The 24964-nt window shown below is 68.3% G+C and carries 22 protein-coding genes; 10 read left to right on the top strand and 12 right to left on the bottom strand.

Annotated elements, in window-relative coordinates:
* Nucleotides 1–39: 39 nt before the first annotated feature.
* Nucleotides 40–1533, bottom strand: a complete 1494-nt coding sequence (gene dacB / locus ARTB_RS06990; protein ID WP_439954092.1) for a D-alanyl-D-alanine carboxypeptidase/D-alanyl-D-alanine endopeptidase — start codon at nt 1531–1533, stop codon at nt 40–42.
* 142 nt (nt 1534–1675) lie between these two features.
* Here dacB and ARTB_RS06985 point away from each other — a divergent pair, with 142 nt between their 5' ends.
* Nucleotides 1676–2167 carry an inorganic diphosphatase gene (locus tag ARTB_RS06985; protein ID WP_018774943.1) on the top strand — a complete coding sequence of 164 codons (492 nt, stop codon included), beginning with the start codon at nt 1676–1678 and terminating at the stop codon, nt 2165–2167.
* A gap of 127 nt (nt 2168–2294) precedes the next feature.
* Nucleotides 2295–3047, top strand: a complete 753-nt coding sequence (locus ARTB_RS06980) for a DUF429 domain-containing protein (RefSeq protein WP_243178302.1) — start codon at nt 2295–2297, stop codon at nt 3045–3047.
* A 15-nt stretch (nt 3048–3062) separates the two neighbouring features.
* Here the strand turns inward: ARTB_RS06980 and ARTB_RS06975 are convergent, their stop codons facing one another.
* Entirely contained in the window at nt 3063–5501 is a 2439-nt protein-coding gene (locus tag ARTB_RS06975; RefSeq protein WP_243178417.1) for a phosphoketolase family protein, read from the bottom strand.
* 175 nt (nt 5502–5676) lie between these two features.
* Between ARTB_RS06975 and ARTB_RS06970 the strand changes: the two genes are divergently transcribed.
* Entirely contained in the window at nt 5677–6276 is a 600-nt protein-coding gene (locus tag ARTB_RS06970; RefSeq protein WP_243178301.1) for a hypothetical protein, read from the top strand.
* A 54-nt stretch (nt 6277–6330) separates the two neighbouring features.
* Here ARTB_RS06970 and ARTB_RS06965 read toward each other — a convergent pair whose 3' ends face one another.
* Both ARTB_RS06965 and serS read right to left on the bottom strand, forming a co-directional pair.
* A complete protein-coding gene (locus ARTB_RS06965; protein WP_243178300.1) occupies nt 6331–7251 on the bottom strand; it encodes an HAD family hydrolase in 921 nt (306 codons plus the stop codon).
* A 145-nt stretch (nt 7252–7396) separates the two neighbouring features.
* Nucleotides 7397–8677 carry a serine--tRNA ligase gene (gene serS, locus ARTB_RS06960; RefSeq protein ID WP_243178299.1) on the bottom strand — a complete coding sequence of 427 codons (1281 nt, stop codon included), beginning with the start codon at nt 8675–8677 and terminating at the stop codon, nt 7397–7399.
* A gap of 78 nt (nt 8678–8755) precedes the next feature.
* On the opposite strand from serS, the gene ARTB_RS06955 reads away from it, so the two are divergent.
* Nucleotides 8756–9820 carry a diacylglycerol/lipid kinase family protein gene (locus ARTB_RS06955; RefSeq protein WP_028275984.1) on the top strand — a complete coding sequence of 355 codons (1065 nt, stop codon included), beginning with the start codon at nt 8756–8758 and terminating at the stop codon, nt 9818–9820.
* A gap of 48 nt (nt 9821–9868) precedes the next feature.
* Here ARTB_RS06955 and ARTB_RS06950 read toward each other — a convergent pair whose 3' ends face one another.
* The 3 genes from ARTB_RS06950 to ARTB_RS06940 form a co-directional block, all read right to left on the bottom strand.
* The gene (locus ARTB_RS06950; protein ID WP_018774949.1) at nt 9869–10090 is read right to left on the bottom strand and encodes a hypothetical protein; all 222 of its coding nucleotides are present in this window, start codon (nt 10088–10090) and stop codon (nt 9869–9871) included.
* Between the two features lie 94 nt (nt 10091–10184).
* Complete coding sequence (gene pheA, locus ARTB_RS06945) at nt 10185–11168, bottom strand: prephenate dehydratase (RefSeq protein WP_243178298.1); 984 nt, start codon at nt 11166–11168, stop codon at nt 10185–10187.
* Nucleotides 11169–11186: 18 nt separating this feature from the next.
* Complete coding sequence (locus tag ARTB_RS06940) at nt 11187–11513, bottom strand: rhodanese-like domain-containing protein (RefSeq protein WP_028275982.1); 327 nt, start codon at nt 11511–11513, stop codon at nt 11187–11189.
* A gap of 288 nt (nt 11514–11801) precedes the next feature.
* Here ARTB_RS06940 and ARTB_RS06935 point away from each other — a divergent pair, with 288 nt between their 5' ends.
* The 4 genes from ARTB_RS06935 to ARTB_RS06920 all read left to right on the top strand — a co-directional run bounded on the left by ARTB_RS06935 (nt 11802) and on the right by ARTB_RS06920 (nt 17445).
* Nucleotides 11802–13277, top strand: coding sequence for an amidase (locus ARTB_RS06935; RefSeq protein WP_243178297.1), 1476 nt, complete (start codon nt 11802–11804; stop codon nt 13275–13277).
* 520 nt (nt 13278–13797) lie between these two features.
* Entirely contained in the window at nt 13798–14943 is a 1146-nt protein-coding gene (locus ARTB_RS06930; RefSeq protein WP_243178296.1) for an alcohol dehydrogenase catalytic domain-containing protein, read from the top strand.
* 137 nt (nt 14944–15080) lie between these two features.
* Entirely contained in the window at nt 15081–16586 is a 1506-nt protein-coding gene (locus ARTB_RS06925; protein ID WP_216699111.1) for a peptide MFS transporter, read from the top strand.
* A 4-nt stretch (nt 16587–16590) separates the two neighbouring features.
* Nucleotides 16591–17445 (top strand): phosphotransferase, encoded by an 855-nt coding sequence (locus ARTB_RS06920; RefSeq protein ID WP_243178295.1) that lies wholly within the window; start codon nt 16591–16593, stop codon nt 17443–17445.
* A 31-nt stretch (nt 17446–17476) separates the two neighbouring features.
* Here ARTB_RS06920 and ARTB_RS06915 read toward each other — a convergent pair whose 3' ends face one another.
* Nucleotides 17477–18148: a DUF4190 domain-containing protein gene (locus tag ARTB_RS06915; RefSeq protein ID WP_243178294.1), complete on the bottom strand. Its 672-nt coding sequence runs from the start codon at nt 18146–18148 to the stop codon at nt 17477–17479.
* Nucleotides 18149–18296: 148 nt separating this feature from the next.
* Between ARTB_RS06915 and pgm the strand changes: the two genes are divergently transcribed.
* Nucleotides 18297–19946, top strand: coding sequence for a phosphoglucomutase (alpha-D-glucose-1,6-bisphosphate-dependent) (pgm, locus tag ARTB_RS06910; protein WP_243178293.1), 1650 nt, complete (start codon nt 18297–18299; stop codon nt 19944–19946).
* Nucleotide 19947: 1 nt separating this feature from the next.
* Here pgm and ARTB_RS06905 read toward each other — a convergent pair whose 3' ends face one another.
* From ARTB_RS06905 to ARTB_RS06895, 3 genes are all read right to left on the bottom strand, one after another.
* Complete coding sequence (locus ARTB_RS06905; RefSeq protein WP_243178292.1) at nt 19948–21096, bottom strand: GGDEF domain-containing protein; 1149 nt, start codon at nt 21094–21096, stop codon at nt 19948–19950.
* Between the two features lie 168 nt (nt 21097–21264).
* Nucleotides 21265–21834 carry a hypothetical protein gene (locus ARTB_RS06900; protein WP_243178291.1) on the bottom strand — a complete coding sequence of 190 codons (570 nt, stop codon included), beginning with the start codon at nt 21832–21834 and terminating at the stop codon, nt 21265–21267.
* 273 nt (nt 21835–22107) lie between these two features.
* Complete coding sequence (locus ARTB_RS06895; RefSeq protein WP_028275972.1) at nt 22108–22713, bottom strand: malonic semialdehyde reductase; 606 nt, start codon at nt 22711–22713, stop codon at nt 22108–22110.
* A gap of 230 nt (nt 22714–22943) precedes the next feature.
* Here ARTB_RS06895 and ARTB_RS06890 point away from each other — a divergent pair, with 230 nt between their 5' ends.
* A complete protein-coding gene (locus ARTB_RS06890) occupies nt 22944–24299 on the top strand; it encodes a uracil-xanthine permease family protein (protein ID WP_243178290.1) in 1356 nt (451 codons plus the stop codon).
* 129 nt (nt 24300–24428) lie between these two features.
* On the opposite strand, the gene ARTB_RS06885 is transcribed toward ARTB_RS06890, so the two are convergent.
* Entirely contained in the window at nt 24429–24950 is a 522-nt protein-coding gene (locus ARTB_RS06885; protein ID WP_243178289.1) for a hypothetical protein, read from the bottom strand.
* Nucleotides 24951–24964 lie beyond the last annotated feature (14 nt).

The raw sequence follows: 24964 nt of genomic DNA, 5'->3' as shown, positions 1-24964 counted from the left end.
AGAGCCAGACCTGCGCGGGGTCCCGGCCGGCCCGCGCCGTCAGCGGCAGCCGCAGCCGGCGAGGACGGCGGCGGAGCGGTCCAGCGCGGCTTTGTTCGCGGCGCCGGGGGTCAGCCCGTTGCCGACGAAGGAAAAGACCAGGAGCCGGCCGTCGGCGTCGACCACGGAACCGCTAAGCGCAATGACTGTGTTCAGTGTGCCCGTCTTGGCGCGGACCAGCCCGGCGCCCGCGGCCGAGGCCGCATCCGTGTAGCGGTCCCCCAGGGTGCCGGTGAGCCCGGCGACCGGGAACCCGCTCAGGGCGGCGCGCAGCCGGGGGTCTGTGCCCGAGGTCATGGCCCGGACCACGTCCGTGAGCTGCCGGGCCGAGACCCTGTTGGCCAGGGCCAGGCCGGAGACGTCCGCGGCCCGGAGCGAGTCAGTGGGAACGCCCATGTCCTTGACCTGCTGCAGCACGGCGGCAATGGCGTCGTCGCTGCTGCCGGGCCGGCCGACGCCGAGGGCGGTCATCCGTCCCATCACCTCGGCGAGGTAGTTGTCCGAGGTCTGCAGCATCAAGTCCACCTGCTGCCCCACCGTGGCGGACTGGACCTCGGCCAGGACTTTGGCGTGCCCGCCCTCCGGCGCGTCACCGGGCCGGCCCCGGGCGACGCCGGGGGCCACGGACAGCCCCCCGGCCGCCGCGGCCGCCGTGAGCCGGGCGGCGAACACCTCGGCGGCGGTCATGGCGGCGTCCCGCGGGCGGGGTCCGGTGGTCTTGGCGGGATCGAACCTGGCGGAGTTCAGCGCCAGCGGGTACAGCGGGGCCATCTCCCCGGCGGCTACGTCCTCTGGGCTCCACGCCTGGCTGAGCGAGGTGCCGCTGAAGAGGGAGTCATCCAGCAGGACGTTCACCGTGGCGGTGACGCCGCCGGCTTTGAGGGCATCGATAGTGGCCTTCGCGAGCGTGGTCAGCCCGGCGCGGCCCAGAACGGCGCCCGGGGCCGATTCTCCGGCGCCCAGGAGGACATCACCTCCGCCGGTCAGGACCACCGAGCCGGGGGTCGGCCCTGCCAGCACCCGGGTGCTGAAGCGGCGGTCGGGGCCCAGGACACGCAGGGCCGCACCGGCTGTGAGGAGCTTCATGTTCGACGCCGGAACGCGGGCCTCGTCGGCAGCCCGGTCGAAGAGGACCTGCCCCGTCGCGGCGTCCTGGACGATGCCGGTGAAGGTGCCGGCGCCGTCGGGCCTAAGGGTCTTGTTCAACTGCGCGGCGAGGGCGGCCCCGGCCGGAACCGGCGCGGAAGTGCTGAGGGGCCCGACTGCCCCCAAACTGTTGCCGGGAGGGCTCAATGTGGCGGGGATCTGCTGCCAGGGCGGTGCTGTCTGCGAGGCGTCGGATGACCCGTCATGGCTGAGGAACGCCGGGGAGATGGCGATGCCGGCCGGCACAGCCACTGCCACCACGAGGAGGGTCTGGAGCAGCAGCGCGGGCATCCTGCGACCCCTGCCGGGCACCGGCTGGGTACCCTCGCGGCTGGTTCTCGGTTTCATGCTGCTGCTGGTCCTTAGTCCTGAAATGTCCCCACTAGTTCCTGAAACCAGCGCCTCTCGCTATATCCTCAATAGTAGTCGGCGGCACCGACAGCCCTTATGCACGTGCCGCGCACCCCCTGAATTCGTCAAGGAGCATTCCATGAAGCATGACGTGACCATCGAGATCCCCAAAGGATCGCGCGTCAAGTACGAAGTCGACCACGAGACCGGCCGCGTCCGCCTGGACCGCGTCCTGTTCACGTCGATGCAGTACCCCACCCACTACGGTTTCTTCGAGAACACCCTGGGTGAGGATGGAGATCCGCTGGACGCGCTGGTGCTCCTGCAGGACTTCGACCTCTACCCCGGCGTGATCGTCGAGTCCCGCCCGATCGGCGTGTTCAACATGACCGACGACGGCGGCGGCGACGCCAAGGTCCTGTGCGTCCCGACCGATGCCCGGTTCGACCACATCAAAGAGATCAGCGATGTCAGCGAGTTCCTGATCAAGGAAATCGAGCACTTCTTTACCCGTTACAAGGACCTGGAGCCGGGCAAGTGGGTCAAGGCCGAGGGCTGGGGCGACCGTGCCGCCGCCGAAGCCGAACTGGCAGCCTCCATCAAGCGTTACGTTCCGGCAGCCGGCCACTGACCGTTCCTGTACTCCAGCGCGGGGTCACGTACCGCCCATCCGGGGTTCCGGAACGGGCGGTACGTGACCCCGCGTTTTTGTTGGGCGTTTTTCGATCGGCGTTCAGTCAAGTGGCTGGGGCGCGGTGATGCGGACTCTCGGCGTCGACCTCGCTGCCGCCGCGAAGAAGACGGCAGCGGCCGTCATCGAATGGGATCACGGCGCGGCGCGCCTGGCGCATCTGTCGTTGGACGTGGGCGACGAGGAGATCCTCCGCCTCTTCGGCACCAGCGCCATGACGGGGATCGATTCCCCGCTGGGCTGGCCGGACGCGTTTCTTCCCTTCATCGCCGGGCACCTGAGCTTTGAACCACATCCAGTGCTGGACCATGACGGGATCGAGGGCCGCCGGCTGCTCGCCTACCGCGACACCGACCGTTTCGTCACCGGCAGCACCGGCCTGATCCCGCTCAGCGTCTCCGCGGACCGGCTGGCCCACCCGGCGATGCGTTGCGCGGTGATCCAGGCGAAGATCGCAAAGGAGTACGGGCCGCAGGCCAGGGACGGCAGCGGCCGGCTTGCCGAGGTGTACCCGGCGGCGTCGCTGAAACTCTGGGGGATCCATGCCCGCGGCTACAAGGGGCGCGGGGCGCCGGAGGCGGAAAAGCTGTCCTCAGCGGTGGCGGATCTGGCCGTGAAGGCGCCGTGGCTGGACCTGGCGGAGTACCGGGCCGATCTTGCGGCGTCCGATGACATGTTCGATGCCCTCATCGCCGCCCTGTCCGCGCGGGCCGTCGCCGTCGGCGCGACGCTGCGGCCCGGGCCCGGGCACGCCGCGGCTGCCTTGACCGAAGGCTGGATCCATCTGCCCCGGGGCGGGCTGCAGGAGCTCCCGGGCTAGCCCGGCGGGCACTGCTCAAATCCGCAGCGACCAGCTGCTGATCTCCGCCGGGTCCTCACCGTACTGCCGGGTGTGGTCGCGGGCCCGCATGCGGCTGTCCTGCAGGGACTGGCGCAGCAGCGAGTGCCTCCCGGCCAGTCCGGGGACCCGGTCGATCGCGTCCATTGCCAGCTGGAAGCGGTCGATTCCGTTCAGCATGGCCATGTCGAAGGGGGTCGTGGTGGTGCCTTCCTCCTTGTAGCCGCGAACATGCAGGCCCTCCCGGTTGGTGCGCCGGTAGGTGAGCCGGTGGATCAGCGCGGGGTAGCCGTGATAAGCGAAGATCACCGGTTTGTCCGCCGTGAAGATGCCGTCGAAGTCCCGGGCCGTCAGCCCGTGCGGGTGCTCGCTGGCGTCCTGGAGCCGCATGAGGTCCACGACGTTGACCACCCGCACTTTCAGCCCGGGCGCCCCCTGCTTCAGGAGCTCGGCCGCGGCGACGGTTTCGACCGTGGGGACGTCGCCGGCGCAGGCAAGGACGACGTCGGGCTCCTCACCGGCGACTTCGGAGCCGGCGAACTCCCAGATGCCCAGGCCCCGGCGGCAATGGTGCGAGGCCGCGTCGGGCCCGAGCCAGGTTGGCGAGGGCTGCTTGCCGCTGACCACGATGTTGACGTAGTCGCGGGAGGCCAGGCAATGCTCCATCACGGCCAGAAGCGTGTTGGCGTCCGGGGGCAGGTAGACCCGGATGATTTCGGCCTTCTTGTTCACGGCGTGGTCGATGAAGCCGGGATCCTGGTGCGAAAAGCCGTTGTGGTCCTGCTGCCACACGTGGGAGGACAAGAGGTAGTTCAGTGAGGCCACGGGCTGGCGCCACGGCAGCTGCCGGTGGACTTTGAGCCATTTGGCGTGCTGGTTGAACATCGAATCGATGATGTGAATGAACGCCTCGTAGCAGTTGAACACCCCGTGCCGTCCCGTCAGCAGATATCCCTCCAGCCAGCCCTGGCAGAGGTGTTCGCTGAGGACTTCCATTACCCGCCCGGCGCGGGCAATATGCTCATCCAGCGCATCAATCCTGTACTGCCAGACCTTGTCGGTGGCCTCGTAGACGCCCTGCAGCCGGTTCGATGCCGTCTCGTCGGGGCCGAAGAGCCGGAAGGTCTCGGGGTTCAGCGCAATGACGTCGCGCAGCCAGGGGCCGAGCGTCACCATGGGGCTGATCCTTTCGATGCCGGGCTCGGCGACGTCGACGGCGTGCCGGCGGTAGTCCGGCAGGTTGAGCGGGCGCAGCAGGATCCCGCCGTTGGCATGGGGGGTTGCGCTCATCCGCAGCGCACCGGCCGGGGCGTTCCTGGCCGTCTCCGGCCTCAGGCGTCCGCGATCGTCGAAGAGTTCCGCCGGCCGGTAGGACTCGAGCCACTGCTGCAGCTGGCTCAGGTGCCCAGGATTGGTGCGGACCTCGTTCAGCGGAACCTGGTGGCTGCGCCAGGTGCCCTCCACCTGCTCCCCGTCCACCGTCTTGGGCCCGGTCCAGCCCTTGGGCGAACGGAGCACGATCATGGGCCACTGCGCAGCACCGTCCTGCGCAGCACCGTCCTGCGCAGTGCCGTCCTGCGCAGTGCCGCTGCGGTGGCGCTGCTGGATGGTCCGGATCCCGGCCAGGCAGGCGTCCAGTGCGGCCGCGAAATCCCGGTGCGCCGCGGCTGTGTCGGCCGGATCGGCCACGGTGACGAAATGGGGGACGTGCCCGTAGCCGCGCAGCAGCTGTTCCAGCTGGGCCTCGGGCATACGGGCCAAAATCGTGGGGTTGGCGATCTTGTAACCGTTGAGGTGCAGGATGGGCAGCACAGCGCCGTCGGCCGCCGGGTTCAGGAAGTTGTGCGAATGCCAGCTGGCAGCCAGCGGCCCGGTCTCGGCTTCGCCGTCACCGATGACGACGGCCGTGATCAGGTCCGGGTTGTCGAAGACAGACCCATACGCGTGTGCCAGCGAGTAGCCGAGCTCGCCGCCTTCGCTGATCGAACCGGGGGTCTCCGGGGCGGCGTGGCTTGGAATGCCGCCGGGGTAGGAGAACTGCCTGAACAGCTCGGACAGGCCGGCTTCGTCGTTACCAACGTGGCCGTAAATTTCCGAATAGGTCCCCTCCAGCCAGGCGTTGGCGACCACCGCGGGGCCGCCATGGCCGGGACCGGCGATGAAAAGCATCTGCTGGCTGTCCCGGCGGATAGCCCGGTTCAGGTGGGCATAGACAAAATTCAGTCCGGGTGTGGTCCCCCAGTGACCAAGGAGCCTGGACTTCGTGTGTTCCGCGCGGAGGGGTTCGCGCAGCAGCGGATTGGACCGGAGGTAGATTTGCCCCACCGAGACGTAGTTCGCCGCCCGCCACCAGCGGTCCACCAGGTCCAGGGCCGCGGTGTCCAGGATCCCTGTGTCCAGGACCGCATTGTCCAGGGACGGGCCGTCGGCCGGCATCTGTGCGCGGGTGGTTCCATTCACGTCACTACTCACTGGGATCCTCGCCTCGTGGTTCCTGCGTCGGCACATTTGGTCCATCGCAACACGTTCGGCGGACGGGGCACAACCCCGGTCCGTCACCGGCCGCCGGCAACTTGCCCCGCAAGTGCCAGCAGGTAGTGTGTCATCCAGAATGTTCACGCTGACCATCAATCAAACCGACAGCCGGCGCGACGGCGACCGCGTGCCGCAGCTCCTCAAGGACCTGCGGCACATTCCGGCGCGCCTTGATTTCGATCGTTCCGTTGAGGATGAAGTCCAAGGGATCCTGGACTGTCCGCATCAGACGGTGGAAGCGGCCATGATCGCCCTGCGCAGCGGCAGCTGGTACGTGGGCATTGGCGTGGGCCCGGTCAATGAACCCCTGCCGAACCAGATCAAGGACGCCTCCGGGCACGGGCTGATCTACGCCCGGCGCGCGGTGGATCGTCTCCGGAACCACAAGGACCGCGTCCGGGTGGCCGTGGAGGGCCCGCTGGCCGATCTTGCCGCAGAGGCGGAAGCCGTGCTGCGCCTCCTGGGCCACATTGTGCACGACCGCAGCCAGGCGGAATGGCGGGTACTGGACCTGCTCACCCCGGGGGTTCGGGGTCAGCAGAAGACGGTCGCAGAGGAACTCGGGATCACCACCCAGGCCGTGAGCAAGGCCGTGGCCCGGTCCCAGTGGAACGAAGAGCACGCGGCCCGGCCCGCTGCGGCGCGGCTCCTGAGCCTCATCCTCGACGTCCGCTAGCCCGTCCCGGCCCCTCCTCGGAACCGCCCGACCGTTTGCCGCGCCCTTGAGGCCTTAGAGGAGGCTGCGAAGCACGTGCGCGGCGCCGTCGTCGTAGACCGATTTCGTCACTTCGTCAGCAGCGGCAATCACCTCAACGGGGGCCTGGCCCATGGCCACGCCGCGGCGCGCCCAGGTCAGCATCTCGATGTCATTGCGGCCGTCGCCGACGGCGACAGTACGGTGCGTTTCGATGCTGAGCCGGTCGCGGAGCTGTTCCAGTGCGCTGGCCTTCGTGACACCGGCAGCGGCGATGTCCAGCCACGCCGTCCAGCCCACCGAATACGTGACGCCGGCGAGCCCGATGTGGCGGATCGCGGTGTTGAATTCTTCGGGCGTATTCTCCGAGCTGAAGACCACCACGCGCACGGCGGTAGCCTCCAGCATGGTCTGGAAGTCGACGCCGACCGCTTCGACGCCGAAGCTGGCGTCCTGGAAGCGTTCTGTGGACAGGAAGTTGCCGTCCCCGTCCTCGAGCGCGTACTTGGCCGAGGGCAACCGCTTGCGCAGCGCGCGAAGGACCGGCCCGGGGTCAAACGTTGCCTTGTGGAGGATTTCGTAGCCCTCGGGCAGTCCGGAGTCGACGCGCAGGATCACACCGCCGTTGGAGCACACGGCGTAACCATTCTCGATCCCGATATGTTCGATGACGGGCAATGTGGCGTTGAGGGAGCGGCCGGTCGCGATCATGACGTGGTGGCCTGCGGCCACCACGGCCTGGGCGGCCTCTCGGACAGGAACCGACATATGCCCGTCGTGGTCCACAAGGGTGCCATCGACGTCCAGGGCGATCAGCATCTTGTCGCCGGCTCGGTTCCGGGAGTTTCCCACCCGGGCCGCGCTGGCCGGGGCCGCCGTGTTCTGGTCTGTCATGTTCTGGTGTGTGGTGCGCCGGTCATCGTTGCCGGCGACTGAGGATTCAGTCATTGTTGTCATCTCACAAGTAGAGCAGAGACCCCCGACTGCCGCTAGGACACACGCCACAGCAAGGCGTGAACTTGCGGTAAACACCCACATAATGTCCTTGTTGTGGGCGTTTACCCGGCGGCCATCGGAGGCCTGGCTGGGGTCGGGACCGGGGTTAGAGGACGGGGAAAACCGTCATGCCGCCGAGGTACTTCTGCAGGGCGGCGGGGACGTTGACGGAGCCGTCGGGGTTCTGGTGGTGCTCCAGGATGGCGACGATCCAGCGGGTGGTGGCCAGGGTGCCGTTGAGCGTGGCGACCGCCCGCGTGCCCTTGGGCGCGCCGTCCTCGTTCAGAACCCGTTCCCGGATGTTCAGCCGGCGCGCCTGGAACGTGGTGCAGTTCGACGTCGAGGTCAGCTCCCGGTATGCGCCCTGGGTGGGGACCCAGGCCTCACAGTCAAACTTCCGGGCCGCGGAATTGCCCAGATCGCCGGCGGCGGTGTCAATGACGCGGTACGGGAGCTCGCACTTGGCCAGCATCTCCTCTTCCCATGCCAGCAGGCGGGCGTGCTCGGCGGCAGCGTCCTCAACCGTGGTGTAGATGAACATCTCCACCTTGTTGAACTGGTGGACCCGGATGATGCCGCGGGTGTCCTTGCCGTGCGAGCCCGCCTCGCGCCGGTAGCACGAGCTCTGGCCGGCATAGCGGATGGGGCCGGCCGAAAGGTCCAGGATCTCGTCGGCGTGGTAGCCGGCGAGGGCCACCTCCGAGGTGCCCACGAGGTACAGGTCGTCTTCGGCGAGACGGTAGATCTCGGCGTCGTGCTTGACGTCAAAGCCGGTGCCCTGCATGGTTTCCGGGCGGACCAGGGTGGGCGTGATCATGGGGACGAACCCGGCGTCGATCGCCTGTTCCATGGCCATCTGGAGCAGCGCCATTTCAAGCCGGGCGCCGACGCCGCGCAGGAAGTAGAAGCGTGAACCGGAAACCTTCGCCCCGCGTTCCATGTCGATGGCCCCGATCAGCTCGCCGATCTCGAGGTGGTCCTTCGGCTCGAAGTCGGGGAATTCGCGCGGCGCGCCCACCGTCTTGACCACAATGTAGTCGTCCTCACCGCCGGCCGGGACGCCGTCCTCGATCAGGTTGGGGATGGTCCGGAGGAGTTCGTCCTGGGCGGCCTGGACGAGATCGGCCTCGGCCGATGCCGCTTTGACGGAGGCCGCCAGAGCCTTGACCTCGGCGAGGAGGACCTGCTTTTCCTCGCCCTTGGCCTGCGCGACCTTCTTCCCGTACGCATTCTGCTCGGCCCGCAGGTTCTCGAACCGGATCAGGGCTGCCCGCCGGGCCGAGTCCCCAGCGATGATCGCGTCCACCGCGGATTCGTCGGCGCCCCGGGCGCGCTGGCTGGCACGGAACTTGTCCGGATTTTCGCTGAGGTCTTTTACGTCGATCACCAGACAAGAGTATCCAATCCGGTCACGGTTGCCCGGCAAGCCGGCCTGCATGCGCTGGCGGGATACTGTTGGATCACAATGCGCGACTGGCTGCTCTACCTCGTCATCGCTGGGGCCCTGGTCTTTGCCGTCTCCAGCTGGTGGGGGGTGCGCCGGCTGAAGGCCAAGCACACCCGCAGTGCCGTGTGGGAGGAAACCCACAGCCCGGGCCCGGGCCGCCAGAAGGTGGCCGTGGTCCTGAACCCCATCAAGGCCAAGTCTGCCGAGGCCCGTGGCCTGATTGAGGCAGCGTGCGCGGCGGCCGGCTGGCCGGCGCCCCGCGTCTTTGAAACCACCGCAGAGGACCCCGGCTTCTCGCAGGCGCGGGCTGCGGTGGCCTACGGGGCCGACGTCGTCCTGGCCGGCGGCGGCGACGGTACCGTGCGTGTAGTGGCGGAGGTCCTCGCCGGGACGGACACCGCCATGGGCGTGATCCCGCTGGGCACCGCAAACCTCCTGGCCCGCAATGTGCATCTGGAGGTCAACGACCTGCCCGGCAACGTGCAGGCCGCCCTGTTCGGGGACCAGCGGTTCATCGATACGGCGCGGCTCACCCTGGAAAATTCGCTCACCGGGGAGTCAGCGCAACACACGTTCCTGGTGATTGCAGGCATCGGCATGGACGCCGAAGTAGTCAGCGACACCCTTGACGGCCTGAAGAGGGCGGTGGGCTGGCTGGCGTACACGGAAGCCGGGGCCCGGCACCTTCTGGGGCGCCGCAAGAAGGTCTCCATCGCGCTGGATGGCCAGCCTGAGCAGGCCCGGAAGATCCGCAGCGTCCTGTTCGCGAACTGCGGCCTGATCCCCGGGGGAATCGACTTCATCCCGCAGGCCATGATCGATGACGGGATGCTGGACGTGGTGGTGATGAGCCCGCGCAGTGCGATCGGCTGGCTGGCCATGTACACAAAGATCGTCCTGAAGCACAAGAAGGACCTGCCGGTCATGACCTATTACCGGTGCGGCAAGATCACTATCCGGTGCCCGGAACCGATGCCCACCCAGGTCGACGGCGATCCTTCCGGCGAGGCCACGATGGTCACCGTCGAGGTGGACCCGGGATCCCTGCTGGTGAGGGTCAAGGACGGCACCGAAGGCCGCTAGGCCGACGGCGGCTGGAGCGCGCCACTGCAGCGCGCCAGGAGCGAGGGACTAGGCGCTGGCGGCCTTCTTGGCCTCTGCCGCCTTCTTCGCCTCGGCCGCAGCCTTGGCGGCCCGGGCTTCGGACTGCTCACGGATCATTGCCTGCTCCTCTTCGAAGCGCAGGCGGTCCGCGCGGTCGGCGTCGTCGCCGTCCCAGTCCTGATTTTCAGCTGTCGGCTTGGGATTGACAATCATTCCCTGGCCGTCATTTTCTGTGCTGGTGCCTGACATGACCCGCTCCCTCCCGTAGGGGAATTCCCCAATATGGATCAGGCAAGCATACGCACAGTTGGGAGGGGGTGGAAGTGCGCCATATGGCATTCGCCTACGCTCTGGGCGAAGCCCCCGGGGTATATTCCGGCACAGCAGATGCGCCGCCCAGTATGTCTTTCACCCACGCATGCGCGGCGCGGAATGCCTGGTCGGAGGTATGCGGCGCGACGCTGGTCCGGTGGCCGTCGGCACGCTGGTAGGACCCGAGGAAGCGGGTGGCCGGGCTGATCCGGTGAAGACCCGCGAGCGCGTCGGCCACCCGGGCGTCGGCGACATGGCCGTCGGCGTCAATGCTGAAGAAATAGTGGCCCAGGTACTGCCCGGTGGGCCGGGATTCGATCCGGCTCAGGTTCACGCCGCGGGTGGCGAACTGGTCCAGGATCTCCATCAGCGCACCCGGCCGGTCTTCGGGCAGCGGCACCACGACAGTGGTCTTGTCGGCTCCGGTGGGGGCCGGCAGTTCACCCGGGCGGCCCACCAGCACGAACCGGGTGACGGCTCCGGGGTTGTCGCCGATGTTTTCCGCCAGCACCATCAGGCCCGGCTGTTCGGTGGCCACGATCGGGGCGCAGATCGCGGCGTCGTAGTGGGCGCCGTCACCATCCAGCAAGCCCATGGCGGCAGCGGCGGTGGAAGAACCGGGGATGTATTCAGCATTGGGAATATTGGCGTCCACCCAGAGCCTGCACTGGGCCCAGGCATGGCCGTGGGTGGAGACACGCCGGATGTCCCCGAGCGCCACGCCGGGCCTGGCCACCAGGACGAAGCTGATGGGCACCAGGGCCTCCCGGAGGATCCTGAGTTCCTGGCCGGTGGCGATGGCGTCGAGGGTGGCGGTGACCCCGCCCTCGACCGAGTTTTCGATCGGTACCATGGCCGCATCGGCGGAGCCGTCCCGCACCTTGTCCAGCGCCGTGTTCACATTCGAGGACGGGATGCGGATGGCCTCCGCCGCGTCCGGGACCTGCATCAGGGCCGCTTCGGTGAAGGTGCCCTCGGGTCCGAGGAATGTGTAGGTGAGCGTCGGTGCGGGCATCAGTTCTTCCTTCTTCAGTTACAGGACAACCGGTTTGAGGCCGTTGTCGGACACCAGCGGCATGCCGGTCTCAACCCACTGGTCCATGCCGCCGGCCACATTCACGGCGGAATATCCCATTCCGACCAGCCACTGGGTGGCCCGGAAGGAGCGGCCGCCGGTGCGGCAGATGACGTAGACGTCCTCGTCCGGGTCCAGCTCCTCAATCCGGGAGGGCAACTGGTCCATGGGAATGTGCAGGGCACCCTCGGCGTGGCCCGCAGCCCACTCATAGTCCTCGCGGACGTCCACGATCTTGGCACCATCGGGGATGCCAGACACGCTTACGCTCTGGAAGTCGCTCATGTTGACCCTTTCCGCAGAATTCAAGCTCCGATCCCAGCGTATCCCCCGCCGCTGGCACCGCACGCCCGCTGGCGGCACGTTACGCTTCTGGGGACCGCAAAGGAGACCTCATGGCTGCCGAACACCCCGCGGAGCGGCCGGTCCGCGGCCCGCGCCACGGGACATGCCCCGCCTTGGCCGCGAGCGCTGGGCATGATGCAAATGTGTCCTTCCGCCGGTCCCAGGAATGGGCATGTCCCCCGGGTAGCCGGCCCGCGCGGCCCCAGATACGGCCGGAGTCCCGCCTCCTTGGCTGAAATCCACGAACTCTCCGCCGTCGAGCTCCGCGATGCGCTCCGTTCCGGGGAGCTGTCCGCCAGGGCCGCCGCCGATCATTTCCTGGACCGGATCGAAGCCCAGAACCCGCACCTCGGTGCTTTCATCACGGTCACCGCGGAACAGGCGCGGAAAGACGCCAGGGCAGCTGACCGGCGCTACGCCCTCCGGAGCCGCAACGGCGGCGCCTTGGTCCCGCTGCATGGAATGCCGGTCGCCTTCAAGGACCTGACGGATGTGGCAGGGGTCGTCACCACGCATGGAAGTGCGGCCCTGGAACGCAAGCCGGCCCTGGCCGACGGCGCAGTTCCCGCCGCGCTCAAGGCCGCCGGGGTCCTCTCGCTGGGCAAGACACAGGTCCCGGAGTTCGGCCTGACCGCCTACAGCGAGAACCGGATCGCCCCGCCGTCGCGCAATCCGTATGCACTCAGCCGCAGTTCGGGCGGCTCCTCGGGCGGCAGCGCTGCCGCGGTGGCCGCGGGGCTGTTGCCGTTCGCCCCAGGGTCCGACGGCGGGGGCTCCGTGCGGATCCCTGCCGCGGCATGCGGGCTGGTCGGGTTGAAGCCCGGACGTGGGCTGGTGCCGGCCGGGGAAAGCTCGGGCGATCCCGCGCAGCTCGTGGTTGCCGGACCGCTCGCCCGCTCCGCCGCCGACGCCGCGCTGCTGCTGGATGCCCTGGTGCCGGGCCCGGACAATCAGGGTGCGGGCGGACAGGGTGCGGGCGGTCCGGGCATGGCCAGCCGGGCGCACGCCAGCTACCTCCAGCTGACCGCCAGGGAGCCCCGCCCGCTGAGGATCGGCATAAGTCTCGACAGCCCGTGGCAAACGAAGTTTCCCTTCATCCCGGACAGTGAGGCGCTCGACGCACTCGCGGACGGCATCTCGCGGCTGGAGGCGGCGGGGCACGAGGCCATGGAAGCCGCGATTCGCTACGACAACCGCTACCCGGATGCTTTCACCACAGCCTGGACGGCCGGCATTGGCAGCGCGCGCATCTCGCCGCAGCGCGAGGCGCTCCTGACGCCGCTCACCAGGACCTTCCGCCGGCGGGCACAGCAGCGCAGTGCAGCCAAACTCAACGAATCCCTCGGGTTCCTCCGGCAGTTCCAGCAGGACACGATTGTCCAGTACGCCCAATGGGACCTCATAGTGACGCCGGCCCTGGCGCAGACACCCCGCCCGGTGGGCTGGTTCACGGGCGCGACCCACGGCGGAGGCTACTGGCCGGCCGCGGAATGGGCGGGCGACGCCGACGGCGACTACCGCAAACAGTGCGAGTACGCGCCGTGGTCATCCATGGTCAACGTCTGCGGGCTGCCGGCCATCAGCATCCCGGTGCACTGGACCGACGGCGCCCCTGGTTCCGGCCTGCCGATGGGCATCCAGCTGATCGGGCCGATGGGCTCCGAGGGGCTCCTGCTGCAGGTGGCCGCCCAATTGGGCTTCTAGCCGCGGACCCGGCACTCACCCGGGGACATGCCCACTCCTGACGCCGCGCAGGGGACATGCCCGGAACTCACATCGGGCGCCGGACATGTCCGTCCTCCACCAGTCGGGAGATGCCCATTCCGCACGACGCGTATCGGACCCGCCCGCCCCTCACGCCGCGCAATGGACATGCCCAGTTCTCATCACCGACATGTCCGCCCGCGGCCTGGGCGGGTGGACATAATGCCATCTTGTCCACGCCCGGGCTCCACAAATGGACATGTCCCCCGGTGAGGCCCCGGAACTCAACCAACACACGCACGCCCGGGCCAAGAGTGGGCATGTCCCTAACTGGCATCTAGGAACTCAGCCACCACACACCCCCGGGCACCAAGAACGGGCATGTCCCCCGGCGAGGCACTGGAAACCAGCCACCCCAAGCCCGCGGCCGCCGTCGGACCTCCCCCTCCCCCAAATGGACGCTGACGGCGGCAGGCGGCTATCGTTCACTCAAACCCGACCAGGCCGCGAAAGAGGATCGATGAAGATCACCGGTGCAGTACTTGAGGAAATCGGCCGCTCCCGCCCCTTCGCGGAGTCCAGGCCGATCAGCATCTCCGAGCTGGAACTGGCGGCTCCCGGGCCCACCGAGATCCTTGTCCGGATGGAGGCCGCCGGAATCTGCCACTCGGACCTGAGCGTCGTCGACGGCAACAGGGTCCGGCCGGTACCCATGCTGCTGGGCCACGAGGCCGCGGGCCGCATCGTGACGGTCGGTTCCGGCGTCACGGACCTGCAGCCCGGCCAGCGGGTGGTCATGTCCTTCCTGCCCCGCTGCGAGCACTGCGCGAACTGCGCCGAGGACGGCCGGCTGCCCTGCACGGCAGGGTCCAAGAGCAACAACGACGGGACCCTGCTGCACGGATCCCGGCTCCTGAGCCGCGACGGCGAGCCCGTCCACCACCACCTGGGCGTCTCAGGCTTCGCCACCCACGCCGTCGTGGACCGCGCTTCCGCCGTGCCGGTGGACGACGACATCCCCGCGGACATCGCGGCAGTGCTGGGCTGCGCCGTGCTGACCGGCGGCGGCGCGGTGCTCAACGCGGCCCGGCCCCGCCCGCAGGACAGCATCATGATCGTCGGCCTCGGCGGGGTGGGGATGGCGGCGCTCATCACCGCCGTCTCGCAAGGAATCTCGCGGATCATCGCCGTGGACACGCTGGAGCAGAAACTCGATCACGCCCGCGGCCTCGGCGCCCACGAGACATACACCCCGCAGCAGGTCCTCGACGCCGGGGTCAAAGCCAGGTTCGTGATCGAGTGCGCGGGAAATCCCCGCGCGTTCGAGACCGCTTTTGCCGCCACCTCCCCCGGCGGCACCACCGTCACGGCCGGACTGCCCTCCCCCGAGGCCCGCGCCCAGCTTGCACCGTTGACCGTCACCGCCGAAGCCAGGACGATCGTGGGCAGCTACCTGGGCTCCGCCGTCCCGTCGCGCGACATCCCGAAATACGCCCAGTTGTGGCGGGACGGGAAACTGCCCGTCGAGGAGCTGATTTCGGACCGCATCGCCCTGGCCGATATCAACCGGGCCATGGACCAGCTGGCAGACGGCCACGCCATCCGGCAGATCATTATGTTCGACGCCGGCGAGCCCGCCCAGGAGCCCGCCGGCAAGCCCGTCTAGGACACGACCGCCCAGCCCGGAACGCCCGCGAAGCCGGCGGAAAGAGAGGCGAAAGAGAGGCAAAACACCATCCGGGCTGCTTGCCTCGGGCCTGCTCGAATGTGACAATCGCGCGTCACAATGTCACCATTAAGTAAATGAGCACAACTCATTTATCCAATCCCCCCGCTATAACGCCGGGCGATCCCTCGTTACGTCCCCCCACCAAAACACCGGGCGACACCTCGTTTTTTGGCCACCCAAAGATGCTGGCCAGCCTTTTCTCCGTAGAGATGTGGGAGCGCTTCTCCTTCTACGGAATGCAGGGGATCCTCCTTTACTACATGTACTTCACGGCTGCCCAGGGCGGCCTTGAGATCCCACAAGCTTTGGCGGCCGGCCTCGTCGGCGCCTACGGTGGCGGCGTCTACCTCTCCACAATCCTCGGCGCCTGGCTCGCGGACCGGCTCTTCGGGTCCGAGCGGGTGCTGTTCGGCGCGGCCGTCCTGATCATGGCCGGCCACATCGGGCTGGCACTCGTGCCCGGCATACCCGGCCTGATCGCCGGATTGGTGCTGGTGGGCGTCGGCTCCGGCGGCCTGAAGGCCAATGCCACCGCCCTCGTCGGCAGCCTGTATGGGGAGAAGGACGAACGCCGCGACGCCGGGTTCTCCATCTTCTACATGGGCATCAACGCCGGTGCGCTGATCGGCCCGCTGGTCACCGGCTGGCTGCAGGAAAGCCAGGGCTTCCACTGGGGCTTCGGCGCCGCCGCCGTCGGCATGGCCATTGGCCTTGTCATCTACTCGCTGGGCCGCAAGAAGCTGCCCGAAGAAGCACACCGGGTACCGAACCCTCTCCCGGCCGCCCAGCGCACCCGCTACGGCCTCGTCTTCGCCGGCATCGCCCTGATCATCGCCGTTCTGCTCGTGACCGGCACGGTGAACGCCGAAAACCTGGCCATGTCCATGGCCTACGCCGCAATCGGCGCGTCGGTGCTGTACTTCGCGCTGATCTTCAGCAGCAAGAAGGTCACCCCCACCGAGCGCGGACGGGTCGCGGCATTCATCCCGCTGTACATCGCCTCCGCCGCGTTCTGGGCCCTGTTCCAGCAGCAGTTCACCTTCATCGCCGTGTACTCGGAGGAGAAGCTGGACCGGAACCTGTTCGGCTGGGAAATGCCTGCCGCCTGGGTCCAGTCCATCAACCCGGTGTTCATCATCATTTTCGCCGGCATCATGGCCGCCCTCTGGACCCGGCTCGGCCGCAAGCAGCCCGGTTCGGCCCTGAAGTTCTCGATCGGCCTGTTCGTGATGGGCCTTGCGTTCCTGGCCTTCATTCCGCTGGCCGGCGGTGGCAAGACCCCTCTGCTGGCCCTGGTCGGAATCCTGCTTCTGTTCACGCTTGCAGAGCTGTTCCTCTCCCCCATCGGCCTGTCTGTGACCACCAAGCTGGCGCCGAAGGCCTTCCACACCCAGATGGTGGCACTGTTCTTCCTCTCCGTGTCCCTGGGCACCACCCTGGCCGGCATCCTGTCCGGTCTGTACAACCCGCAGGACGAGCTGCCCTACTTCATCGGCATCGGCGGAACCGCAATGCTGCTGGCTGTGGGCCTGGCGGTCGCCTCCCCGGCGATCAAGAAGCTCATGGGCGGCGTACGCTGACCCGATGAGCACCGCACATCGCGTTCCGGTTGCTTCGCGCGTCTACACCCCCGCCCCCGGCGAGGCGTCCGACGTCGAACTCATGCCGGCAGGCGATGTCACCGACGGCGTGGTGCGGGTTGGCGGAACCATCCGCCGCCCGCACCAGCCGCAATCCCTCGCCGTCGCCGAGTACCTCGACTGGCTGGACGACGCCGGTTTTGAGGGCTCCCCCCGCTTCCTCGGCCGCGACCCGCAGGGCCGGGACGTCCTGACCTTCGTGCCGGGAGACTGCGCCGGGTCGCCGCCGGAATCCTGGGTGCAGTCCGAGGAACTGCTGGCCTCCGTGGCCCGCCTGGTGCGGCGCCTGCACACCGCGTCCGCCGGCTTCGTGCCGCGGGCCCACGCGTTCCCGCCCCGGCCGGTCCGGCCTAACCCCACCGACGCTTCCGGACTCATCTGCCACCTGGACGTGACACCCCAGAACGTGGTGGTCCGGGACGGCCTGGCCGCGGGACTGGTGGATTTTGACCTCGCCGGGCCCGCCACGGCACTTCACGATTCGCTCAACACCGCCATGCACTGGGTGCCGCTCCGCGACCCGTCAGATGCGTGGCCGGGCTGGGAAGACCAGAATCCGTTCCGCCGGCTGCGCATCTTCGCCGACGCCTACGGCTGGAGCGAGGATGAACGACGCCGGGTTCCCGGCGCCGGGATCGACGCCGCGGCGCTCAGCTACGAGCGGATGCGGCACAACGCCGCGGCCTTGGGCGGCGGCTGGGCGCGGATGTGGCAGGACGGCGTGGGCGGCCAGATCAACCGCCGGCGCGCTTGGCTTGAGGCCAACGCGAAGCCCCTGGTGGCTGCTCTGACAGCCTGACCAGGCGCGGCTCCGGGGCCACAGGGCAGACCTAGGCTCCGTACCCGCTGTTGCGCGCGGTGCCGATGACCAGTCCGAAAATGACCAGGACCAGGATGGTCACGGCGATGCCCACGTAACCCATCACCAGGCCGGCGATCGCCATGCCCCGGCCGGCCGGTTCGCGCCGCAGGGCCAGGTGCCCCAGAATCACGGCGGCCAGCTGCGGGAGCAGGAAGAATCCGAATCCCACCAGCGCGGCGATGCCGCAGCACATGCTGGCGATGCTCAGACTCTTGGGCGACGGCGGCGCACCGTAGTACGCGGGCTGGCCGTAGGCGTTGGGGCTGCCCGGCTGGGCATACGGCGACGGCTGGCCATACGGGGCGGCCGGCTGGCTGTAGATCGGGGGGTACGGGCTTGAGTACTGGCCGCGGTCAGGTGCCGCCTGGCCGGTGTAGGGCTGCTGTCCGGTGTAGGGCTGCTGTCCGACGTGGGGCTGCTCGCCCGTGTCGGGCTGCTGGCCTGTGTGAGGCTGCTGGCCCGGGTAGGGCTGCTGCGGGGATTCGGGTTGCGCGAACTGCTGCGTCGCCGACGGTCCCTGGTCCTGGCCGGCGGGTGGTGTCTGCCCCGGCGGAACGTCGGGTTGCTGGTCCGGGAGGCGCAGGGTCGGCTGGTAGCCCTCCGGGGTCTCGTCTTTGCCTTGTTTTGGCCGTTCAGTCATGGCTTGTCCCCTCAAGAAGTCCCTGGATCCAGAGTACCGCCGCACGGTTGGCTTGGGACCGGGCCTATTGGCGGGTTTTCTTTCGTCACAGGAGCGGGTTTGGCGCGAAACCGTGTTGCACCCCGCCCTCGTCTGGCATGCTGGTGCCATGGCTAGCCGCGCGGGCACAGTTGCCCAACCCCAAGACCTTGTTGACCTCACTGCGCTTTTGGATGCGTACTACGACGTTTCGCCGGACCTCTCGGACCCGGGCCAGCGGGTGGCCTTCGGCACCTCCGGGCACCGTGGATCGAGCCTGAAGGCGTCCTTCAACGAACCCCACATCCTCGCCATCACGCAGGCGATCGTGGAATACCGGGCAGGCCAGGGCATCACCGGCCCCCTCTACATGGCCAAGGACACCCATGGCCTGAGCGAGCCCGCACAAAACTCCGCCCTTGAGGTGCTGGCCGCCAACGGCGTGCACGTCCTCATCGACGCCCGCCACGGCTACACGCCCACCCCTGCCCTGAGCCACGCCATCCTGACGCACAACCGCAATGCCGCCCCTGGCGCGCCGCAGGCCGACGGCATCGTGGTGACCCCCAGCCACAACCCCCCGGGCGACGGCGGATTCAAGTACAACCCTCCGCACGGCGGCCCCGCGGACACCGACGCCACCGGCTGGATCGCCAACCGCGCCAACGAGCTGCTGGAAAACGGCCTGCGCGGCGTCAAGCGGATTCCGGTGGCCGAGGCCCTGGCCGCCGGGACCACCGGCAAGTTCGACTTCCTGAGCAGCTACGTCGACGATCTCCCCTCGGTACTGGATCTCAACGCGATCCGCGAGGCGGGCGTCCGGATCGGCGCCGACCCGATGGGCGGAGCGTCGGTGGACTACTGGGGCGAGATCGGTGAGCGCCACCACCTGAACCTCACCGTGGTCAACCCCACCGTCGACCCGCAGTGGGCTTTCATGACGCTGGACTGGGACGAGAAGATCCGGATGGATTGCTCCTCGCCGTCGGCGATGGCGTCCCTGATCAACCGCATGTCCGACGGCGCCAAGTTCGACGTCGCCACCGGCAACGACGCCGACGCCGACCGCCACGGGATCGTCACCCCCGACGGCGGGCTGATGAACCCGAACCACTACCTCGCCGTCGCCATCGATTATCTGTACCGGCACCGGACCGGCTGGAACCCGCAGTCCGTGATCGGCAAGACCCTGGTTTCCTCATCCATCATCGACCGCGTGGCCGAGAGCCTGGGCCGCAAACTTGTCGAAGTGCCCGTGGGCTTCAAGTGGTTCGTCCCCGGGCTGCTGTCCGGAGAGGGCGCCTTCGGCGGCGAGGAATCCGCCGGCGCCTCCTTTAACAAGATGGACGGGAGCGTCTGGACCACCGACAAGGATGGCATCCTGCTGGCCCTGCTGGCCTCGGAGATCACGGCGGTGACGGGCAAATCACCGTCGCAGCTGTACAAGGGCCTCACCGACCAGTTCGGCGACCCCGTCTACGCCCGGATCGACGCGGCCGCCACCCGGGAGCAGAAGGCGGCGCTGGGCAAGCTCTCGCCGTCGGACGTTACCGCGACCGAACTGGCCGGCGAAACGATCACGGCCAAACTGACCGAGGCGCCGGGCAATGGGGCCGCGATTGGCGGCCTCAAGGTCGTTACCGAAAACGCCTGGTTCGCAGCCCGGCCCTCCGGCACGGAAGATGTCTACAAGATCTACGCCGAGTCCTTCAAGGGTGCCGAGCACCTCAAGCAGGTCCAGGCCGAGGCGAAGGCGCTGGTGGACGGGGTTATCTCGTAGTTCAGCCGCCGGTGGCCAACTCGGCGCGGTCCCTACCAAGCGTCTTTGCCTGGTAGAGGGCCGCGTCGGCCGAGATCACTGCGGCGTCGAGGCTGCCCGCTCCGGCGCCGGTGGACGCGATGCCGTAGCTCACGGTGGGCAGCCGGGGAATGACTGCGGACCCGGATTGATGGAGCCGGACGCTGATGTCGGCAGCGATTTCCCGTGCCCTGTCCGGCGTGACGCCAGGCAGCAGGAGGATGAATTCCTCGCCGCCGTAACGGCCCACGAGGTCGGTGGAGCGGACGGTGCCGGAGCAGGCCCTGGCAAAGGCCTGCAGCGCGGAGTCCCCGGCCGAGTGGCCGAACTGATCGTTGATGGCCTTGAAGTGGTCCAGGTCCGCGAGGATGATCGATGCCGTGGTGCCGGTCCGGCGCAAACGGCGCAGTTCGTTTTCGGCGAGGTCCAGGAACGCAGAACGGTTGAGCAGGCCCGTGAGGCCGTCCACGGTGGCCCGCGCCCTGAGGTCCTGGGTCTGCTGTTCGTAGCTCAGCTCGGCCATGGTGAAGGAAGCAACCACGAGCGTGATCGTCGAGAAGACCGTCATCGGGACGGAGCCGAACACCGACGTGAAGACGGCACCGTCCGGTCCGTTCGCCAGGAAAGCGACGAGGCGGCCCAGGTAGAACACGGCCAGGATGCCGGCGCCCACCGCGAGGGGACGGTGGACGCGCGAGTAGTCGCGCTCGAGCAGGAACAGCTCCCGGGATGCCAGGCCGATCAGCAAGGCCATGAATCCCAGGTACACCGGGCCTCCCGCCCAGACGTTGGTGGCCGGGTGGCCGAGGAAGGAAGCGACGGCGGTCGCGGCAGGACCGGCCGCGAGCTGCCAAGGCCGGAGGGAGGGGGCGCGGAGGGATCGACCGCCGGCCCAGATGCTGGCGGCACCGGCGACCAGCAGGACGTTGCCGGCAGGGATGGCCCACCCCTGCTGCGTTGTACCCTCCAGCAGGTACGCGGCGTTGCCGACCAGGAACAGCAGGAGCGCCATGCACCACCAGCCGCTGTAGTGCGACCGGGTGCGCCGGAACGTAATGAAGTAGAAAAGCATGAGCAGTGTGAGGTCGACAAGCGCCAAGGCAACCCGCAGTGTCGCGGCGTCAAGCATCATTTAGTGGTCCCCCCGGTCCGCTGTGACTTGCCCGAAATACTCACTTCGTCTTCGAATTACCGTCGAATAGCTGCCGAAGTTGACCCAAGTATGGCACCCGGTCCGCAGGAATCCAGCGCCGGCGTCGCGGATATGACGTCGCGCCCTCCCCAGACGCCGTTCTGGCGCCTACGCCTGGCCGACAGTCCACAACTTCAGGATCCGGCGCGTGGCGTGCCCGCCGTCAGGCGCCATGTCCACGAGCGCTATTCGGTCAAGCGCGAACGTGTCGCCCTGCCGGAGCCGTTTGTCGCCGTGGTGCGAGACGTGCGGCCGGTACCCCTCCAGGGTGAAGGCAGGCGTGGAGATCCGGCCGGGCAGCTGATCCACGATCCGGACCAGCTCGTTGTGGAGGACCTGCAGCTCGTCGTTGGGTTCAATCAGGTTGACCGGGATTGACCCTGCGCGCCCGAACCCGGCTTCGCCGCCCACGCTGATCCGGCAGCCCAGGGCAGCGGCCACCGGGTCCGCCATGAGGGCGGCGATGTGGCCGGCGAGCGGATCGCCCGCGGCCGGCGGCGTGCCCGGCGCGGGTTCCGCGCGGGTTTCCTGGCCGGGTTCGACGACGTCGGACTGCACGACGCCGGCCTTGACCACGTCGAATTTGACCAGGGTGAGGTGCAGCGGCCAGTCATCCCGGGGAAACTCGAGCCCCTCGGCTACCGGTTCCACGAAGGCCACCGCGATCAGGTTCCGCATGGGAAAAGTGTGCCACGCCGCGGCGCCTCCGGGGCCGGGCGGGCTCCGCAAACTCACAGTGCCGGCGGCGACGGCGCGGACTAAAATGGGAAGTGGCCCTGGATGTGGGCCTTGCGCTGAACCGCAGAATCGCATCCCGAGTGCCTCCGGCCTGTCCCCCATGGTGCCGGAGGCACCTCCGCGGGAGGACAGTGCCGCAGGCACCTCCGCGGGAGGACAGTGCCGCAGGCACCTCCGCGGAAGGACAGTGCCGGAGAACGGCGCCGGGGGCTGTTAGACGGTGCGGACGACGTCCTCGTAGGCGAATTTCGGCTTGGCTTCGCCCCAGGCGTCTGCCCCGGGCTGGCCGATGTTGACCACCAGGAAGCTCTTCTGGCTCCCGTCGGGGAAGAACGCGGCGTCGATCTTGGCGAAGTCGGCACCGGTCATGGGACCTGCCGCGAGGCCCAGGGTGCGGACCGCGAGGATGAAGTAGCCGGCCTGCAGGTGGGCGTTGTTGTTGCCCGTGGCCGCTGCGAGTTCCGGCGCGGCGTCATACATGGCCTTGGGTGCGTTGTAGCCGGGAAGGAACGCGTCCCACTGGTCCTGCCAGGCGGTGTCGTAGCTCAGGACCGCGACGAGCGGCGCTGATGCCGTCTTGGCGCGGTTTCCGGCGGCCAGCGCATCAACAAGCGTGGCGCGGGCTTCGTCGGAGCGCACGTACGTAACGCGCAGCGGCTGGGAGTTGAACGCCGTGGGGCCGAACTTCGTCAGTTCGTAAATCGCGCGGGCCTGCTCGTCGGTGACGTCGCCGGTGAAGGCGTTCGCCGTGCGGGCTTCGGCAAAGATGGCGTCGACGGCGGCTGCCTCGATTACTGCTTCATCGTGGGCGAGTGTCATGGGCATCCCTTTCGCTGGGCCGGCGCACTCTTGGGCGGCCGGCGTCTCCTGCTGTCAATAGTTGCAACTTCAACGGACGGCGCCTGCTTCCCGCTGCGCCCTGTGACCTCGGGCACACCGGCCCTCACGCAGCACGACGGCCCGACGGGACGGCCGGGAAATGCTGCGCGGTAAAGTTGCTCGGGAAGATTCCTTCCCGCCCGCCCCACATTCTCTGAAAGGCTCCCGGCATGAGCATGCTCGGCACCAAATGGAAGCTCCACGGCAACGGCAAGTCCGTCCGCCCCGGTGAGGTCGTCAGGCCGGATGAGCGGCTCACCTGGCCCCTGACGGTGGGGATCGGGATGCAGCATGTTGTGGCCATGTTCGGTGCCACCTTCCTGGTCCCGATCATCACGGGCATGCCGCCAGCCACCACCCTGTTCTTCTCCGGCATTGGCACGCTCCTGTTCCTGGTCATCACGCAGGGGCGGGTGCCCAGCTACCTCGGTTCCAGCTTCGCGTTCATCGCGCCGATCATGGCTTCCCAGCAGCAGTTCGGCGTCCCCGGGGCACTCGGCGGCGTGGTCCTGGCAGGCGCGACCCTCGCCGTCGTCGGCGCCGTGGTGCAGAAGTTCGGCGCCGGCTGGATCAACCGGGTCATGCCGCCGATCGTGACCGGCGCGATCGTGGCGCTGATCGGCCTGAACCTGGCACCCGCGGCGAAGGCCAACTTCGACCAGGCCCCCGTGACCGCCTTCATCACCCTGGCCGTCATCATCGTGGTCAGCGTGCTGTTCCGCGGCATGCTGGGCCGGCTGAGCATCCTGGTGGGTGTCCTGGTGGGCTACCTTGTTGCGATGATCCGGGGCGAGGTGGACTTCTCCAAGGTGGACAGTGCTGGGTGGGTGGGCCTGCCGCATTTCCAGACCCCCGAATTCCACCTCGGCGTCGTGGGCCTCTTCGTGCCGGTCGTTCTGGTGCTGGTGGCAGAGAACATCGGCCACGTGAAATCCGTGTCCGCCATGACGGGGCAGAACCTCGACGGCGTCTCCGGCCGCGCGCTGCTGGCCGACGGCGCCGCCACCGTACTTGCCGCTCTCGGCGGCGGGTCCGGGACGACCACCTACGCCGAGAACATCGGCGTCATGGCCGCCACCAAGGTGTATTCGACGGCGGCGTACTGGGTGGCCGGCGGCTTCGCAGTGATCCTGAGCTTCTCGCCGAAGTTTGGCGAGCTTATCGCCACGGTCCCCGCCGGCGTCCTGGGCGGCGCGGCCACGATGCTGTACGGCATGATCGGCGTGCTGGGCGTGAAAATCTGGGTCCAGAACAAGGTGAACTTCTCCAACTCGATCAACCTGACCACGGCCGCCGTCGCCCTTATTGTCGGGATTGCCGACTACACCTGGACCATCGGCGACTTGAAGTTCACCGGGATCGCGCTCGGCTCGGCCGCGGCCCTGGTGATCTACCACGGCATGAAGGCGATCGCGAAGGTGCGCGGCACGGTGGCCGAACCGGAAACCGAAGATCCCGCGCCGGCCGCAGCTTCGACGGCCGCGGTCAAGGCAGCGGTCAAGCGCTCCCCCAAGAAGCGCCGCTAAAGAACGCCGCCCGGAAGCGCGCGGCGGGCGGGCAATCCCGCCGACGAGAAAGGCCGGACTCCGCCCACGGGCAGGAGTCCGGCCTTTTCGCTGTCACGGCCGGCAGCGCCGGCAGCGGCGGGCCTGGGACTAGCCGGCGTCGAAGGCGTCCTTGTCATCGTCGCGGTCCTTCGGCGACTTGTTCTCCGGCAGGTCCGTCCCGGAGCCGTCCGGCAGCCCCGCCGCGTCCTGTCCGGACTCAGAGGAGAAGGGCCGCCCGGCGTCGGGCTCTTCCGTGTTGGCCCCCTCCATCTCCGCTTCCGACGACGGCACTGCCGCCTCGGAATTCTCCGAGGCGTCCGGGTCGAAGCCGGGGGTTGCGCTGGCGTTTTCTGAACTCATTTGTTCCTCCGCTCCTCCGAAGCGACCTGCTCCGGGTTCTCCTGCACTGTCTTGATCTTCTGCACCGAACTGGCTCAGGTCCGGCGCGCCGGCCGGATACGTCTCGCCGTCGGGGCTGTCCTGGTTCAGCCCGGCGGCGTCGAAGGCCTCCTCCTCGCGGGGCTGGGCGAATTTCTTCCCATCGCCGCCCATCTCCTGCTCGGCGGTCGGTGTGCCGTAGCCGCCCGCTTCCTCGGTGACGGTCTTGGGATCCTGCTGGTTTTCAGTCATGTCATTCCTCCTGG

Origin of the sequence: Arthrobacter humicola (assembly GCF_022803015.1) — a bacterium.
GTDB classification, from domain to species: Bacteria; Actinomycetota; Actinomycetes; order Actinomycetales; family Micrococcaceae; genus Arthrobacter; species Arthrobacter humicola_A.
The sequence above is the reverse complement of the archived record's forward strand: the minus strand, read 5'-3'. Positions and strand labels throughout refer to the sequence as shown.